The 14,122-nt window shown below is 74.7% G+C and carries 12 protein-coding genes and 1 tRNA gene; 7 read left to right on the plus strand and 6 right to left on the minus strand.

Annotated features, from left to right (window positions below):
* The first annotated feature begins 419 nt into the window (after window positions 1–419).
* The 3 genes from ACZ56B_RS23335 (at window position 420) to ACZ56B_RS23345 (ending at window position 3,818) form a co-directional block, all read left to right on the plus strand.
* The gene (locus ACZ56B_RS23335; RefSeq protein WP_468793842.1) at window positions 420–1,778 is read left to right on the plus strand and encodes a bifunctional o-acetylhomoserine/o-acetylserine sulfhydrylase; all 1,359 of its coding nucleotides are present in this window, start codon (window positions 420–422) and stop codon (window positions 1,776–1,778) included.
* Entirely contained in the window at window positions 1,775–2,926 is a 1,152-nt protein-coding gene (gene metX / locus ACZ56B_RS23340) for a homoserine O-acetyltransferase MetX (protein WP_468793977.1), read from the plus strand. The genes ACZ56B_RS23335 and metX overlap by 4 nt, the downstream gene beginning before the upstream one ends.
* 94 nt (window positions 2,927–3,020) lie before the next feature.
* Complete coding sequence (locus ACZ56B_RS23345) at window positions 3,021–3,818, plus strand: N-formylglutamate amidohydrolase (protein WP_468793845.1); 798 nt, start codon at window positions 3,021–3,023, stop codon at window positions 3,816–3,818.
* A gap of 58 nt (window positions 3,819–3,876) precedes the next feature.
* On the opposite strand, the gene ACZ56B_RS23350 is transcribed toward ACZ56B_RS23345, so the two are convergent.
* The 4 genes from ACZ56B_RS23350 to ACZ56B_RS23365 all read right to left on the minus strand — a co-directional run bounded on the left by ACZ56B_RS23350 (window position 3,877) and on the right by ACZ56B_RS23365 (window position 7,502).
* Window positions 3,877–3,950: transfer RNA gene (locus tag ACZ56B_RS23350), tRNA-Pro, on the minus strand.
* A gap of 154 nt (window positions 3,951–4,104) precedes the next feature.
* Window positions 4,105–5,340 carry an L-2-hydroxyglutarate oxidase gene (gene lhgO / locus ACZ56B_RS23355; protein ID WP_468793848.1) on the minus strand — a complete coding sequence of 412 codons (1,236 nt, stop codon included), beginning with the start codon at window positions 5,338–5,340 and terminating at the stop codon, window positions 4,105–4,107.
* 295 nt (window positions 5,341–5,635) lie between these two features.
* Window positions 5,636–6,286: a GntR family transcriptional regulator gene (locus ACZ56B_RS23360; RefSeq protein ID WP_468793851.1), complete on the minus strand. Its 651-nt coding sequence runs from the start codon at window positions 6,284–6,286 to the stop codon at window positions 5,636–5,638.
* Window positions 6,287–6,434: 148 nt separating this feature from the next.
* Window positions 6,435–7,502: a LacI family DNA-binding transcriptional regulator gene (locus tag ACZ56B_RS23365; RefSeq protein WP_468793854.1), complete on the minus strand. Its 1,068-nt coding sequence runs from the start codon at window positions 7,500–7,502 to the stop codon at window positions 6,435–6,437.
* Window positions 7,503–7,612: 110 nt separating this feature from the next.
* Here ACZ56B_RS23365 and ACZ56B_RS23370 point away from each other — a divergent pair, with 110 nt between their 5' ends.
* The gene (locus tag ACZ56B_RS23370) at window positions 7,613–8,776 is read left to right on the plus strand and encodes a Gfo/Idh/MocA family protein (protein WP_468793856.1); all 1,164 of its coding nucleotides are present in this window, start codon (window positions 7,613–7,615) and stop codon (window positions 8,774–8,776) included.
* A 4-nt stretch (window positions 8,777–8,780) separates the two neighbouring features.
* Here ACZ56B_RS23370 and ACZ56B_RS23375 read toward each other — a convergent pair whose 3' ends face one another.
* Both ACZ56B_RS23375 and ACZ56B_RS23380 read right to left on the minus strand, forming a co-directional pair.
* Entirely contained in the window at window positions 8,781–9,353 is a 573-nt protein-coding gene (locus ACZ56B_RS23375; RefSeq protein ID WP_468793980.1) for a TMEM175 family protein, read from the minus strand.
* Between the two features lie 114 nt (window positions 9,354–9,467).
* Entirely contained in the window at window positions 9,468–10,502 is a 1,035-nt protein-coding gene (locus tag ACZ56B_RS23380; RefSeq protein WP_468793858.1) for a LacI family DNA-binding transcriptional regulator, read from the minus strand.
* A 106-nt stretch (window positions 10,503–10,608) separates the two neighbouring features.
* Between ACZ56B_RS23380 and ACZ56B_RS23385 the strand changes: the two genes are divergently transcribed.
* The 3 genes from ACZ56B_RS23385 (at window position 10,609) to ACZ56B_RS23395 (ending at window position 13,749) form a co-directional block, all read left to right on the plus strand.
* Entirely contained in the window at window positions 10,609–11,793 is a 1,185-nt protein-coding gene (locus ACZ56B_RS23385; RefSeq protein WP_468793860.1) for a phytanoyl-CoA dioxygenase family protein, read from the plus strand.
* 39 nt (window positions 11,794–11,832) lie between these two features.
* The gene (locus ACZ56B_RS23390; RefSeq protein WP_468793861.1) at window positions 11,833–12,609 is read left to right on the plus strand and encodes an SDR family oxidoreductase; all 777 of its coding nucleotides are present in this window, start codon (window positions 11,833–11,835) and stop codon (window positions 12,607–12,609) included.
* Window positions 12,610–12,744: 135 nt separating this feature from the next.
* Window positions 12,745–13,749: a Gfo/Idh/MocA family protein gene (locus tag ACZ56B_RS23395; RefSeq protein WP_468793862.1), complete on the plus strand. Its 1,005-nt coding sequence runs from the start codon at window positions 12,745–12,747 to the stop codon at window positions 13,747–13,749.
* Window positions 13,750–14,122 lie beyond the last annotated feature (373 nt).

Below are 14,122 nucleotides of genomic sequence, written 5' to 3' on the forward strand. Positions count from 1 at the left end.
AAGAAGGGTGATGGTCTCCTCGAGCAGACACCCCCCCCCCCCCCCCCCCTCCCCCCCCCCCCCCCCCCCCTCCCCCCCCCCCCCCGGAGCCGTGTCCGCGGCTCCCCGCCGGCCGGTCCGGGCGGGGCGTGCCCCGGTCCCCGCGCGTTCGTGAACGGGGTATGAAGAAAGCGCCCACCTACTGAGACGCCGTCTCATTTCGCATGCGCCTCGTCCTACCATCGTGGCGGTGACGCGCCGCCACGGCACGTGTCACCGGCCCGACAGAACGTGCCGGAAGCCGACGCCCCGCGTCGGCACGACGTCCTCCCGGCACCCGCCCCCGGGGACGTCCGGCACGCCCCCGCATCCGACGGGCACGTCCGCGGACCCGCGCGCCCGCCGCGGTCCGCGCGCCCGCACCGCGCACGAGGAGCACCATGAGCCAGCCCACCGAACCCGGTACCGCCGACACGCCCGAGGGGACGCCCGCCGGCCCCGCCGCGCCGGCCTGGTCGTTCGAGACGAAGCAGGTCCACGCCGGCGCCGAACCCGATCCCACGACCGGGGCACGGGCCACGCCCATCTACCAGACGTCCTCGTTCGTGTTCCGGGACACCCGGCACGCCGCCGACGTCTTCTCGCTGGCGGAGCCGGGGAACATCTACACCCGCATCCACAACCCCACCCAGGACGTCTTCGAGCAGCGGGTCGCCGCGCTGGAGGGCGGGGTGGCCGCGGTGGCCCTGGCCTCGGGCCAGGCCGCCCAGACGCTGGCCCTCCTGACGCTGGCCCGGGCCGGCGACCACATCGTCTCGGCCGCCTCGCTGTACGGCGGGACGTACAACCTGTTCCGGCACACCCTGCCGAAGTTCGGCATCGAGGTGTCCTTCGTCGAGGACCCCGACGACGTCGAGGCCTGGCGCGCGGCCGTCCGGCCCGGCACCAAGGCGCTCTACGCCGAGACCCTGGGCAACCCGCGGAACAACGTGCTCGACGTGCGGGCGGTCGCGGACGTGGCGCACGCCGCGGGCGTGCCGCTGATCGTGGACAACACGGTGCCCACGCCCTACCTGCTGCGTCCGATCGAGCACGGCGCGGACATCGTGGTGCACTCGGCGACCAAGTTCCTCGGCGGGCACGGCACCACGATCGGCGGCGTGGTCGTGGACGGCGGGACCTTCGACTTCGGCGCGCACGCCGAGCGGTTCCCGGACTTCACCGAGCCCGACGCCAGCTACCACGGCCTGCGGTACTGGCCGGCGCTCGGCCCCGGCGCGTTCGCGGTCAAGCTGCGGGTCCAGCTGCTGCGCGACCTCGGTCCGGCGATCTCCCCGCACTCCTCGTTCCTGCTGCTGCAGGGCGTGGAGACGCTGAGCCTGCGCATGGAGCGGCAGACGGCCAACGCTCAGGCGCTGGCCGAGTGGCTGGAGCAGCGCGACGAGGTGGCGGCGGTGCACTACCCGGGCCTGCCGTCCAACCGCTGGCACGAGGCGGCGCGGACGTACCTGCCCCGCGGTGCCGGCGCGGTGTTCTCCTTCGAGCTGAAGGGCGGTGTCGAGGCGGGCAAGCGGTTCGTGGACGGGGTGGAGCTGTTCAGCCACCTCGCCAACATCGGCGACGTGCGCAGCCTGATCATCCACCCGGCGTCCACCACCCACAGCCAGCTGAACGAGGAGCAGCTCGCGGCGACCGGAACCGCACCGGGCCTGGTGCGGCTCTCGGTCGGCATCGAGAGCCTCGCCGACCTCAGGGCCGACCTGGAGGCCGGGTTCCGCGCGGCCAAGGAGGCCTCCTGAGCACCGTCCTTCCCACCGGGGCCCCGCTCCCCCTCCCGCCGGCCACCGGGGCCTGGCAGGAGGGGGACCCGCCCGGCCGGCGCCGGTGGCACCCGCTCGGTGAGCCCCTGCCCCTGGAGGCGGGCGGCGAACTCCCCGGCGCCAGGCTGGCGTTCGAGACGTGGGGGCGGCCGGCACCGGACGGGTCCAACGCCGTGCTGGTGCTGCACGCCCTCACCGGCGACAGCCACGCGGCGGGACCCGCCGGACCCGGTCATCCCACGCCGGGCTGGTGGGACGGCCTGATCGGGCCCGGGCGGGCGCTGGACACCGACCGCTGGTTCGTCGTCGCCCCGAACGTGCTGGGCGGCTGCCAGGGCAGCACGGGGCCGGCCTCGCCGCGCCCCGGCGGGCGGCGCCGCTGGGGCGGCGCGTTCCCGTACCTGACCGTGCGGGACCAGGTCGCCGCCGAGGCCCGGCTGGCCGACGCCCTCGGCATCGAGCGGTGGGCGCTGGTGGTCGGCGGCTCGATGGGCGGGATGCGGGCCGTGGAGTGGGCGGTGTCGTACCCGGAACGGGTGGAGGCGCTGCTGCTGCTCGCCACGACGGCGGCGGCGAGCGCCGAGCAGATCGCCTGGTCCTCCCTCCAGCTGCACGCCATCCGCAACGACCCGCACTGGCAGGGCGGCGACTACCACGACACCGGCCGCGGCCCGCACGAGGGGCTGGGGCTCGCCCGCCGCATCGCGCACGTCACCTACCGCAGCGAGCCGGAGCTGTCCGCCCGGTTCGGCCGGGCGCCGCAGGGCGCGGAGGACCCGTGGAAGGGCGGCCGGTACCAGGTCGAGTCGTACCTCGACCACCACGCGGCCAAGCTGGTCCGCCGGTTCGACGCGGCCAGCTACGTGGTCCTGACGGAGGCGATGAACGGCCACGACGTGGGACGCGGCCGGGACGGTGTCCGTGCCGCCCTGCGCCGGGTGACCGCGCGCACGCTGGTGGCCGGCGTCGACTCCGACCGCCTCTACCCGCCGTCCCAGCAGGCCGAGCTGGCCGCCCGCATACCCGGCGCCGACCGGCTCAGACTCCTGGAGTCGCCGTACGGGCACGACGGTTTCCTCCTGGAGGCCGAGCAGGTCGGCGCGCTGGTGCGGGAGTTGCTGCCGTAGGGAGCGGGGACGGCGGGACCGGGGCGGAGGCGTTGTCAGTGCCGTGTGGCACCTTGATGCCGTGCACCACCGACCACACCTCCGGAGCAGCCGCATGACCGATGTCCCGCCGTCCTTCGCCCTCCTCCCCGGCGACGCGGACTCGCCCGTGATCCTCCACGTACCGCACTCCTCGCGGGAGATACCGGCCGCCGTGCGGTCCGGGATCGTCCTGGACGACGCCGGGCTGGAGCGGGAGCTGGACCACATCACCGACGCGCACACGGCCGAGCTGGCCGAGGCGGCGGCCCGCGCGGCCGGGCGCACGCCGTGGCGGTTCGTGAACCGGCTGTCCCGGCTGGTGGTCGATCCCGAGCGGTTCCCGGACGAGCGGGAGGAGATGCTCGCCGTCGGGATGGGCGCGGTCTACACCCGGACCACGCACGAGGAGGTGCTGCGGCCCGACGGGTACGACGCCGGGCCGCTGATCGAGCGGTACTTCCGTCCGTACGCGGAGGCGATGACGGAGGCGGTCACCGGACGGCTCGCCGCGACCGGGCGGGCCGTGATCATCGACGTGCACTCCTACCCCCGCGCGGCCCTGCCCTACGAGCTGCACGGCGAGGGGCCGCGGCCCGCGGTCTGCCTGGGCACGGACCCCTTCCACACCCCGCCGGAGCTGCTCGACGCGGCCCGCGAGGCGTTCGCGCCGTGCGGGGAGACGGGGCTGGACAGCCCGTTCGCCGGGACGTACGTGCCGCTGGAGTTCTACGGGAAGCGGGCCGAGGTGACCGCGCTGATGGTGGAGATCCGCCGGGACACCTACATGAGCGAGCCGGGCGGGCCGGCGGGGCCGGGCCTGTCCCGGCTGGCCTCGGCCCTGGGAGCGCTGGTCGACGCGGCGACGCGCTGACGGCCCCGGACGACGAGAGGTCCCCACGGGCTCTCGCCCGTGGGGACCTCTCCCACCGTCGGGACGACAGGATTTGAACCTGCGACCCCTTGACCCCCAGTCAAGTGCGCTACCAAGCTGCGCCACGTCCCGGTGCGGTGCACGCGGCGAGCCGCGTGATCACGGGGATCAACATTACCCCATGCGGGCGCACCCGGACGCCGGTCCCCTCCTCGCGCGACGGCACCGGTTCCGCCGCCACGGCCACGGTGAGGGCCGCGGGGCCCGCCGGGCGTGCGCCGGGTGGTCAGAGGCCGTTCCGGCCGCCGTACACGGCGTCGACGATGTGCTCGGCGATCGCCAGACTGGCCGTGGCGGCCGGGGAGGGCGCGTTGCGGACCGCGGTGACGCGGCCCGCGGTGTGGATGCGGAAGTCGTCGACGAGGGTGCCGTCCCGGTCCAGGGCCTGGGCGCGGACGCCGGCGCCGCCGCGGACGACGTCGTCGGCGCCCACCTCGGGCACGTACCGCCCGGCCTCCTTCATGAAGGCCGCCTTGGACAGGGAGCTCCGGTACTCCTTGACGCCGGTCCGCCAGTGCCGGGCGGCCATGCGCCAGACGCCGGGGTGGACGGCCAGGCCGGCGAGGTCCCGCGGGGAGACCCTGCCGAGGCTGTACCCCTCCCGGGCCAGGGCCAGGACGGCGTTCGGGCCGACCTCGACGGAGCCGTCGACCCGGGGGGTGAAGTGCACGCCGAGGAAGGGGTAGCGGGGGTCGGGGACCGGGTAGACGAGGCCGTTGACCAGGTGGGTGCGGTCCGGCCTGAGCAGCATGTACTCGCCGCGGAACGGCACGATCCGGGGTTCGCCGCCGTCCCCGGCCAGCCGGGCCACCGTGTCCGCGTGCAGGCCGGCGCAGAGGATCAGCCGGTCGACGCGCACCCTCTGCGGGGCGTCGGCCCGGGAGGCCCCCACCGGTGTGCCGGTCACCTCGATGCCGCCCGGGACGGGGGTGACCGAGGTGACCGGGAAGCCGAGCCTGACCTCGCCGCCCGAGGCCTCGATGTCCCGGGCGAACTCGCGGGCCACCGCCCGGTAGTCGGTGATCGCGGTGCGCGGCGAGTGCAGGGCCGCGATGCCGCCGGCGTGCGGCTCGATCTCCCCGATCTCCTCCCGGGAGATCTTCCGCAGTTCGGGCACGTGGTTGTTCCGGGCCCGTTCGTGGAGGTTCTCCATGCGGCCCAGTTCGTCCTCGCGCACCGCCACCACGAGCTTGCCGATCTCCCGGTAGGGCAGCCCGCGCTCCCGGCAGTACTCGCGCAGCAGGGACACGCCCCGCACGCACAGGCCGGCCTTCAGGCTGCCCGGGGGGTAGTAGAGGCCGGCGTGGACCACTCCGGAGTTGTGTCCGGTCTGGTGGACGGCGACCTCCCGCTCCTTCTCCAGCACCACGACCCTGGTGCCGGGGCGGCGCAGGGCGATCTCCCGGCCGGTGGCCAGGCCCACGATGCCGGCACCGACGATGCCGACCGTCTCGTCAGCCACGGAACTCCTCCTCGTTCCCCATGGTTCCCCATGGTTCCCCGACGCCTCCGCCGCTTCCCGCCGCTTCCCGTCGTTTCCCGTCGTCGTCCCCGCGCCCCGACCGTACGGTGCGGGCACCGGGGGCGGCGACGGGTGCGGGGGCGGTGCCCGGGCCGCGGAATCCGCCGGGGGCGGGCGTCGCCGGGTCCGCGGACGCGGCGGGAGGGACGTCCGCCGGAACCCGGCGGGGGCGGCGCGGCGCGCGCTCTGCCCGCACGGGGCGTGTGCGCGGCCGTACCGGGCGGTGGGCCGGGGGTCAGCCGCGCAGTGCCTCGATCACACTGGCGAGGTGGGCGCGGACGGCCTCCTCGGCCGCCTTCGGGTCCCTGGCCCCGATCGCCTCGATCATGGCCAGGTGCTCGTTCAGGGACTGCTGCGACCGCCCCGGCCGCAGCGCCAGCTGGAAGCGGTGGCGCACCAGTTGGGCGTTGAGCCGCTCCAGGAGCTCCACGGCCGTCCGCTGGCCGGAGAACTCCCGCACGCGGACGTGCAGTTCGTGGTTGAGGTCGGAATAGGTGAGCGGTTCGCCGTCGGCCACGGCCTTGGTCATCGCCGAACCCAGGGAGGCCAGTTCGGCCAGCTGCTCGTCGGTCGCCGCCACGGCGGTCTTCGCCGCGCAGAGCCCTTCCAGCACCATCCGGCATTCGGTGATGGCGACCGCCTCCTCCACGGTCACCACCCGCACCCGTGAGCCGCGGTTGCGGATCCGCTCGACCAGCCCCTGCGCCTCCAGCTCGATCAGTGCCGCCCGGATGCTGGCCCGCGTCACTCCGAACTGCTCGGCGAGCTCGTTCTCCACCAGCCGCTGGGCCGGCGCCATCTCGCCCTGCAGGATCGCCTGCCGCAGCTGCGCGAGCGCGTACTGCTTCGCCTGCTCCCCGGAGTTCGGACGGGCTTGGTTCGGCATCGTTGCTCTCCCTGAGTGAGTGCCTGTCGAACGTAAACTAGCGAAACAGAATTGTCAACAATTTTGTCCGCCCACTCGCGGCGTCCCGGGTCTCTGCTCGCGGCGTCCCGGGTCCCCGCTCGTGCGGTACGGGGCCGACGCACGGACGTCAGCCGTCAGCCGGGGGCGCGCTGGTCCCCCGGATCTCCAGCGCCGGTGCCACGAGGTGGAGTTCCCCGGCGCCGCCGGGCGCCTCGAGCCGGTCGAGGAGGAGGCGGGCGGCGCGGTGACCCACCTCGTGGCCCGCGTTGTCGACGGTGGTGAACCACAGGTGGCGCAGCCGGGAGATGCTCGTGTCGTCGTAGCCGGCCACCGACAGGTCCCGCGGGACCCGCAGCCCCAGTTCCTCGGCCGCCGACAGGACGCCCACACAGGTGAGGTCGTTGACGGCGAAGACGGCGGTGGGGCGGTCGGGGCGGTTCAGCAGCCGGACGGCGGCGCGGTAGCCGCCCTCCTCGGTCATGTCGCCGGGCTCCACCACCGCCCGGTCCGCCAGGCCGTGGTGGTCCATCGTCACCTCGAAGCTGCGCCGGCGCAGCTCGCCCACGGCGCCGTACCCGGCGACGTGCGCGATGCGGCGGTGCCCGAGGCCGACGAGGTGCTCGGTGACCAGCCGGGCGCCGTGCTCGTCGTCGCCCGCGACCACGTCCACCCCGGGCGGCACCGGTTCCCGGCCGCCCGCCAGCACCACCGGTATCCGCCCGGCGACCGCTTCGAGCGCCGCCGGGTCGGGCAGCGTGCCGACCACGACCAGGCCCTCGACCCCGAGTTCCAGGAAGGGCTCGGCCGGGTCCCGGCCCGTACGGCGGTTGAGGCGGGCGTCGGCGAGCAGCATGCGCAGGCCGCTCGCGCGCAGCGGGGAGTTGAGGCCGTCGAGCAGGTCGACGAACCAGGGGTTGCGCAGGTCGTCGAGGAGGACGCCGATCAGGGGCGAGGCACCGGGATCCCGGTGGGGGACCGTCCCTGCGCGGGCGGAGCCGGGAGCCGGGGGGAGGGCGCGCCGTTCGCTCAGGCTGCGCGCGGCGGTATTGGGCCGGTAACCGAGGTCGCGCGCGGCCCGCAGCACCGCCTCCCGCTTCTCCGGGCGCACCCGGTCCGAACCGCGCAGCACCAGGGAGACCAGCGACTTGGACACGCCGGCTCGTGCGGCCACATCACGGATCGTCGGCGGTTTCACGCGTTGGACCGTTCCACGCCGCCCGTCCTCCTGTCAAAGCCTTGACACCCCTGGTCACAGCCGATCAGGGTGACGTGGACAGATCCTGGAACGGTCCAAGAAGGGCTCTCATGGTGGATACGCTCGGTGTCGCCGTCATCGGATTCGGCTGGATGGGACGGGTGCACACCCAGGCGTACGCCCGCGTGCTCCACCACTACCCGCACCTCGCCCTGCGTCCGGAACTCGTGTGCGTCGCCGAGGAGGTGCCGGGCCGGGCCGAGGAGGCCGCGGCGCAGTTCGGGTTCGCCGCGGCGACCCGCGACTGGCGCGAGGTGGCCGCCGATCCGAGGGTGAGGGCCGTCAGCGTCACCGCCCCGAACTTCCTGCACCGCGAGATCGGCGTCGCGATGGCCGAGGCGGGCAAGCACCTCTGGATCGAGAAGCCGGTCGGTCTGAGCGCCGAGGACGCCCGCGCGGTCGCGGACGCGGTCGCGAAGGCGGGGGTCCAGGGCGCGGTCGGCTTCAACTACCGCAACGCGCCCGCCGTGGAGGCGGCCCGGGAACTGATCGCCTCCGGCGGGATCGGCCGGGTCACGCACGTCCGCATCCGGCTGTTCAGCGACTACGCCGCCCATCCCGAGGGGGCCCTGACCTGGCGGTACGAACGGGAGCGCGGGGGCAGCGGGGTGCTCGGCGACCTGGCCTCGCACGGCGTCGACCTGGCCCGCTTCCTGCTCGGCGACATCGCCTCCCTGACCGCCGACACCGCGATCTTCCTGCCCGAGCGGGCCCGTCCCGCCGGCGCCACGGCCGGCCACTCCCGCGCCGCCGGCGGCGACCTCGGCCCGGTCGAGAACGAGGACTACGTGAACTGCCTGCTGCGCTTCGCCTCCGGCGCGCGCGGGGTGCTGGAGGCCTGCCGGGTCTCGGTCGGCGAGCAGAACAACTACGGCTTCGAGGTGCACGGCACCGAGGGCGCGGTCTTCTGGGACTTCCGGCGCATGAACGAACTGGGCGTCGGCCGCGGCACGGTCTACCAGGACCAGCCCGTCAGCACCGTCTACGTCGGCCCGGGCCAGGGCGAGTTCGGCGCCTTCCAGCCGGGCGCGGCGAACGCCATGGGCTACGACGACCTCAAGGTCATCGAGGCGTACCGCTTCCTGCGCTCCGTCGCCGAGGGCGTCCCGCACGGCGCCACCCTCGCGGACGCCGTGCACAGCGCGGCCGCGCTGGACGCGATGGCGCGGTCGGCCGGGAGCGGGGCGTGGGTGACGGTGGACGCTCCGGCGTGACGGTTCAGCGGGCCGCGTTCTCCCGGCGGCCCAGCCAGACCTTGAGCGGCACCAGCACCAGCCACCACCACATGGCGGCGGGCCCGACGAGCAGGACGAGCGGGATGGTCACCAGGAACACCGCCACCGTCGCCCCCAGGTCGACGGCGTAGAGCGTCTCGTCGCGCACGGGTGCGGCTCCGCCGCGCAGCCAGGGACGGCGGGCGACGAGGGCGGCCAGCGCGAGGTGGACGGCGCCGAGCGAGGCGACCGCCACCGAGTAGACGATCACCGAGACGCGTTCGTCGCCGTACTCGGAGACCAGCGTGGTCGGGAACGGCAGCAGCGCCGCGAGGCCCAGACCGAGCACGGTCAGCCCGATCACGTCCCCGTCCACCTGCTGGACGGTGCGGAAGATCGCCCGGTGGTCGCGCCAGAAGCCGGCCAGCACCGCCAGGCTGATCCCGTAGGCGCCCAGGTTGGGCAGCGTGTCGCCCAGGGCCTGGTGGAACTCCTCGGAGTCCAGCCCCTGCGGCACGGAGATGTCCAGGACCAGCAGGGTGATGGCGATGGCGAACACGCCGTCGGCGAGCGCCACCAGCCGTTCGGGGCCGCCTTCCGGGATCGGTTTCCTCATGCGCCCGACGGTAGGCGGGCCCGGCCCGGCGCACGGGAGTACACGCCCGGGCCGGGGCGCGTTCGGCGCGGGCTCTCACCCGGCCAACGTCAGGGGCGGCATGTTGTAGGGGGTGACCACCTGGATCGGGGAGAGGGGGGTGGGCCCGGCGGGCGGCAGCGCCCCGTGGGCGCGCATCACGACGTGGCAGGCCTCGCGCAGGTCGTGGCGCAGGTCGTGGTGGAGCACGGCGGACAGCCGGTGCTCGCGCAGCAGCCGGGTGTTGTCGTGGTCGAGGTCGTGCGCGACGAACACGGCGCACTCGCGCCCGGCGTCCTCGAAGGCCCGCAGGGTGGCGATGTTGCCGCCGCCGATCGAGTAGACGGCGCGGATGTCCGGGTCGCGCTCCAGGGCGGCCCGGACCAGGTCGTACTGGGTGGCGTCCAGGCCCTGTCCCTCGGCGATCTCGACGAGGGCGCGCCCGGGGTGCCGGGCGCGCATGGCGCTGCGGAACCCCATCTCCCGCTCCTCCTCGTTGCGGAAGAAGCCGCTGGAGAGGCTGGTGAGCACGTTGCCCGGGCGGTCGCCGAGCCACTGCCCCACGAGGTACGCGGCGGTCGCGCCGGCCGCGCGGTTGTCGCTGCCGACGTAGCCGGCCCGGGCGCTCGCGGGCAGATCGGTCACCAGCGTCACCACCGGGACGCCCGCCGCCGCGAGCCGGCCGACGGCGGCGGTGACCTCGGGGACGTCCGGGGCCTTGAGGATCACTCCCTGCGAGCCGCGCCGCCCGATCCGGTCGAGGACGGCGACCAGCTCCGCGACCGGGCCGGTCTCGCGGAAGTGGAAGCGGGAGCGGACCACGGCCGGGTGCAGGGACGGCAGTTCGGCCTCCAGGGCGGCGCGGACGGCGGTGGAGAACCGCTCCGGCGCCTGCATCACGATGTCCACCATGAACGTCCGGCCGACCAGCCGGACCTGGGTGCGCTGCCGGTCCAGGTCGGCGATCGCCCGGTGCACCTCCTGCGCGGTGCTCTCCCGCACGCCGCCCCGGCCGTTGAGGACCCGGTCGACGGTGGCCTCGCTCAGCCCTGCCTGACGTGCGATCTCCCGGATCGGGAAAGGGTGGCCCATGCCTCGGCTCCTGAGGGGTTTTTGATGGCTTCCTGCTGGTTGTTCGAAGGGTTTGTACTGACAAGAATGGCAGAACCGAGTCGCTCCGTGACCCGAAAGGACGAGGATGTCCTCCACTGCCCCCGCCCCCGCGCGGACCGCCCCCTCCTCCGCCGTCTGGCTGTCCGAGCGGGACTGCGACCTGGACGCCTTCCGCGCCCTGGTCGAGCAGACGACCGACCCCGCCGCCCACCCGCACGCCTCCGCCGTCGAGCGGAACGTGCTCCTCTACGACGCCGACCGGCTCGCCCTCGCCGACCGCGACGCGGTCCGGGCCGAACTGGTCCGCGCCCTCGCCGACGGCCCCGGCATCGTGGTGGTCCGCGGCGCCTTCCCCGATCCGGAGGTGGTGGACCGGACCTCCGCCGTGTTCGACGCCCTGATCGCCGAGCAGCGCGCCTCGGGCGCCGCCGCCGGCGACCACTTCGCCGCGCCGGGCGCCAACGACCGGGTGTGGAACGCCCTGGAGAAGGCGGCCCTGCACGACCCGGAGGCGTTCGCCGACTACTACGCCAACGACGTGATCGCCCTGGTCTCCTCGGCCTGGCTGGGCCCCGGTTACCAGGTCACCTCCCAGGTCAACGTGGTCAACCCGGGCGGCGCCGCGCAGACCGTGCACCGCGACTACCACCTCGGCTTCCTGGCGGGCGAGGCCGTCGCCGCCTACCCGGCGCACGTGCACCGCCTCTCCCCCGTGCTCACCCTCCAGGGCGCGGTCGCGCACTGCGACATGCCCGTGGAGTCCGGCCCGACGCTCTACCTGCCGCACTCGCAGAAGTACGAGCCGGGCTACCTCGCCTGGCGGCTCCCCGAGTTCCGGGCGTACTTCGAGGAGCACCACGTCCAGCTGCCGCTCGCCAAGGGCGACGCGGTGTTCTTCAACCCCGCCCTGTTCCACGCGGCCGGCGCCAACCGCTCGGCGGACATCCGGCGCATGGCCAACCTGCTGCAGGTGTCGTCCGCGTTCGGGCGGGCGATGGAGACCGTCGACCGCGCGGCCGTGACGGACGCCGTCTACCCGGTGCTGCTGGCGCGCAAGGCCGAGGGCGCCGGTGAGCAGTGGCTGGAGAACGTGATCGCGGCGAGCGCCGAGGGCTACCCCTTCCCCACCAACCTCGACAACGACCCGCCGGTCGAGGGCCTGGCCCCGCCCTCGCAGGCCGACGTCGTACGGCGGGCGCTGCGCGAGGAGTGGACCGTGCGGGCCCTGCGGGACGCGCTGCGGGCCGGCGCCCGGCGGCGCGAGAGCTGAAGAGACCCGGAAGAGACCGGAAGAGACCCGGAAGGAACCATGGGACTTCTCGACGACAAGGTCGTCCTCGTCAACGGCGGCAGCCAGGGCGTGGGTGCCGCCGTCGCACGGGCCGCGGTCCGCGAGGGGGCGGCGGTGGCCGTCACCGGCCGGCGCCCCGGCCCCGGCGAGGCCCTGGCGGCCGAGCTGACCGCCCGGGGCGGCGAGGCGATGTTCGTCCGCGCCGACCTGGCGGACGCCGAGCAGGCCAAGGCGTCCGTCGCGCGGGTGGTCGAGGCGCACGGCCGGGTGGACTGCCTGGTGAACTCGGCGGGCCTGACCGCGCGCGGCACCCTGCTGGACACCACGCCCGAGCTGTTCGACCGGCACATCGCGGTCAACCTCAGGGCCCCGTTCTTCGCGATGCAGGCCGCCGTCGCGGACATGGTGCGGCGCGGGGAACCGGGCACCGTCGTCAACGTCATCACCTCCTCCGCGCACGGCGGGCAGCCGTTCCTGGCGCCGTACGTCGCCGCGAAGGCCGGTCTGGCCGGCCTGACCCGCAACGCGGCCCACGCCCACCGCTGGGACCGCATCCGGATCAACGGCCTGAACATCGGCTGGACCGCCACCGAGGGCGAGGACGCGACCCAGCGCACCTTCCACGGCGCCGGGGACGACTGGCGCGAACGGGCCGCCGCGCGGCTGCCGATGGGCCGGCTCGGCCGGCCGGAGGAGATCGCCGACTTCGTGGTCCTCCTGCTCTCGGACCGCTCCGGGGTGGTCACCGGCTCCGTGATCGACTGGGACCAGAACGTCCTCGGCGGCCTCGACTGACCTCCCCGCCCCCGCTCGCACACCCCCCCCGTCCCCATCCCCGCACCCCGCACCCCGCACCCCGCACCCCGCACCCCGCACCCCGCACTCCGCACTCCGCACTCCGCACTCCGCACCCAAGGAGCACCCTCCCCCATGCGCATCGGAATCCTCGGTCTCGGCCGCATCGGCGCCTTCCACGCCGAGACCCTCTCGGGGCTCGACACCGTCGGCTCCCTCGTCGTCTCCGACCCGTTCGCGGGTGCCGCGAAGGCCGCCGCCGAGCGGTTCGGCGCCGAGGTCGCCGACTCCCCCGAGGCCGTCCTCGCGGCCGGCGTGGACGGCGTGGTCGTCGCCGCCGCGACCGACGCCCACCCCGGGCTGATCCTCGCCTGCGTCGAGGCCGGCGTCCCCGTCTTCTGCGAGAAGCCCGTCGCCCGCACCATGGCCGAGGGCGTCGAGGTGCTCAAGGCGGTCGGGGACCGGGACGTGCCGGTCCAGATCGGCTACAACCGCCGCTTCGACGCGGGCTTCGTCGCCGCGCGGGAGGCCGTGCGCCGCGGGGAGCTGGGCACGCTGCACACCGTGCGCTCGACGACGCTGGACCCGGCACCGCCGCCGGCCGCGTACGTCGCCGCCTCCGGGGGCATCTTCCGCGACTGCTCGGTGCACGACTTCGACATCATCCGCTGGGTGACCGGCCGCGAGGTGACCGAGGTGTACGCGGCCGGCGGCAACCGGGGCGCCGGCTTCATCAGGGAGGCGGGCGACGCCGACACCACCGGCGCGGTCCTCACCCTGGACGACGGCACCCTCGCGGTGGTCTCCAACAGCCGCCACAACGGGCGGGGTTACGACGTCCGCATGGAGATCCACGGCTTCGCGGACTCCATCGCGGTCGGGCTGGAGGACAAGCTGCCGCTGCGCTCGGTCGAGCCCGGCGTGACGTTCCCGGCGGGTACCCCGCACGACTTCTTCATGGACCGCTTCGCCGACGCCTATCGCGCCGAACTGACCGCGTTCACCGAGGTCGTGGCGGGCTCCCGTCCCTCGCCGTGCACGGTCGAGGACGCCCTGGAGGCGGGCTGGATCGCCGAGGCGTGCACCCTGTCGCTGCACGAGCACCGTCCCGTCAGCCTCGAGGAGGTGCGCAGGGCGTGAGCGGACCGGGCCCGGAGCGCCCTCCGCGCTCCGGGCCCGCGGGAACCGCACGCGCCCGCGGGCGACCGCCCGCGGGCGCCGTCGCCGGCGGATGGCGTTGCGCTCACGGCGAAGGAGGACGCGGGCATGACGGAGCGGGCGGTTCCACCCCGTGTCGCGGCGGCGGAGCGTGTCGCCGCCGCGCCGGGGTTCGAGAAGAGCCGCGTCCCCGAGGACGCGACCGACGCGCTCACCACGCCGTCCGGTTCGGCGATCGTCGCGGCGCGCCGCCGGGGGGAGGGGGGGGGCGGCGCACCACGGACGCGTTTCCTTCGGGGGTAGGGTGGTGGGGGGAGAAGGGGCGGGCCCGAGGGGCGGCGACCCCATCTTATGC

It is taken from the genome of Streptomyces sp. NPDC034670, from assembly GCF_055574875.1.

Coding starts and splice junctions, on each gene's coding strand:
- ACZ56B_RS23335 (WP_468793842.1), top strand. CDS start 420: ATGAGCCAGCCCACCGAACCCGGTACCGCCGACACGCCCGAGGGGACG.
- ACZ56B_RS23345 (WP_468793845.1), top strand. CDS start 3,021: ATGACCGATGTCCCGCCGTCCTTCGCCCTCCTCCCCGGCGACGCGGAC.
- ACZ56B_RS23360 (WP_468793851.1), bottom strand. CDS start 6,286: ATGCCGAACCAAGCCCGTCCGAACTCCGGGGAGCAGGCGAAGCAGTAC.
- ACZ56B_RS23370 (WP_468793856.1), top strand. CDS start 7,613: ATGGTGGATACGCTCGGTGTCGCCGTCATCGGATTCGGCTGGATGGGA.
- ACZ56B_RS23380 (WP_468793858.1), bottom strand. CDS start 10,502: ATGGGCCACCCTTTCCCGATCCGGGAGATCGCACGTCAGGCAGGGCTG.
- ACZ56B_RS23385 (WP_468793860.1), top strand. CDS start 10,609: ATGTCCTCCACTGCCCCCGCCCCCGCGCGGACCGCCCCCTCCTCCGCC.
- ACZ56B_RS23390 (WP_468793861.1), top strand. CDS start 11,833: ATGGGACTTCTCGACGACAAGGTCGTCCTCGTCAACGGCGGCAGCCAG.
- ACZ56B_RS23395 (WP_468793862.1), top strand. CDS start 12,745: ATGCGCATCGGAATCCTCGGTCTCGGCCGCATCGGCGCCTTCCACGCC.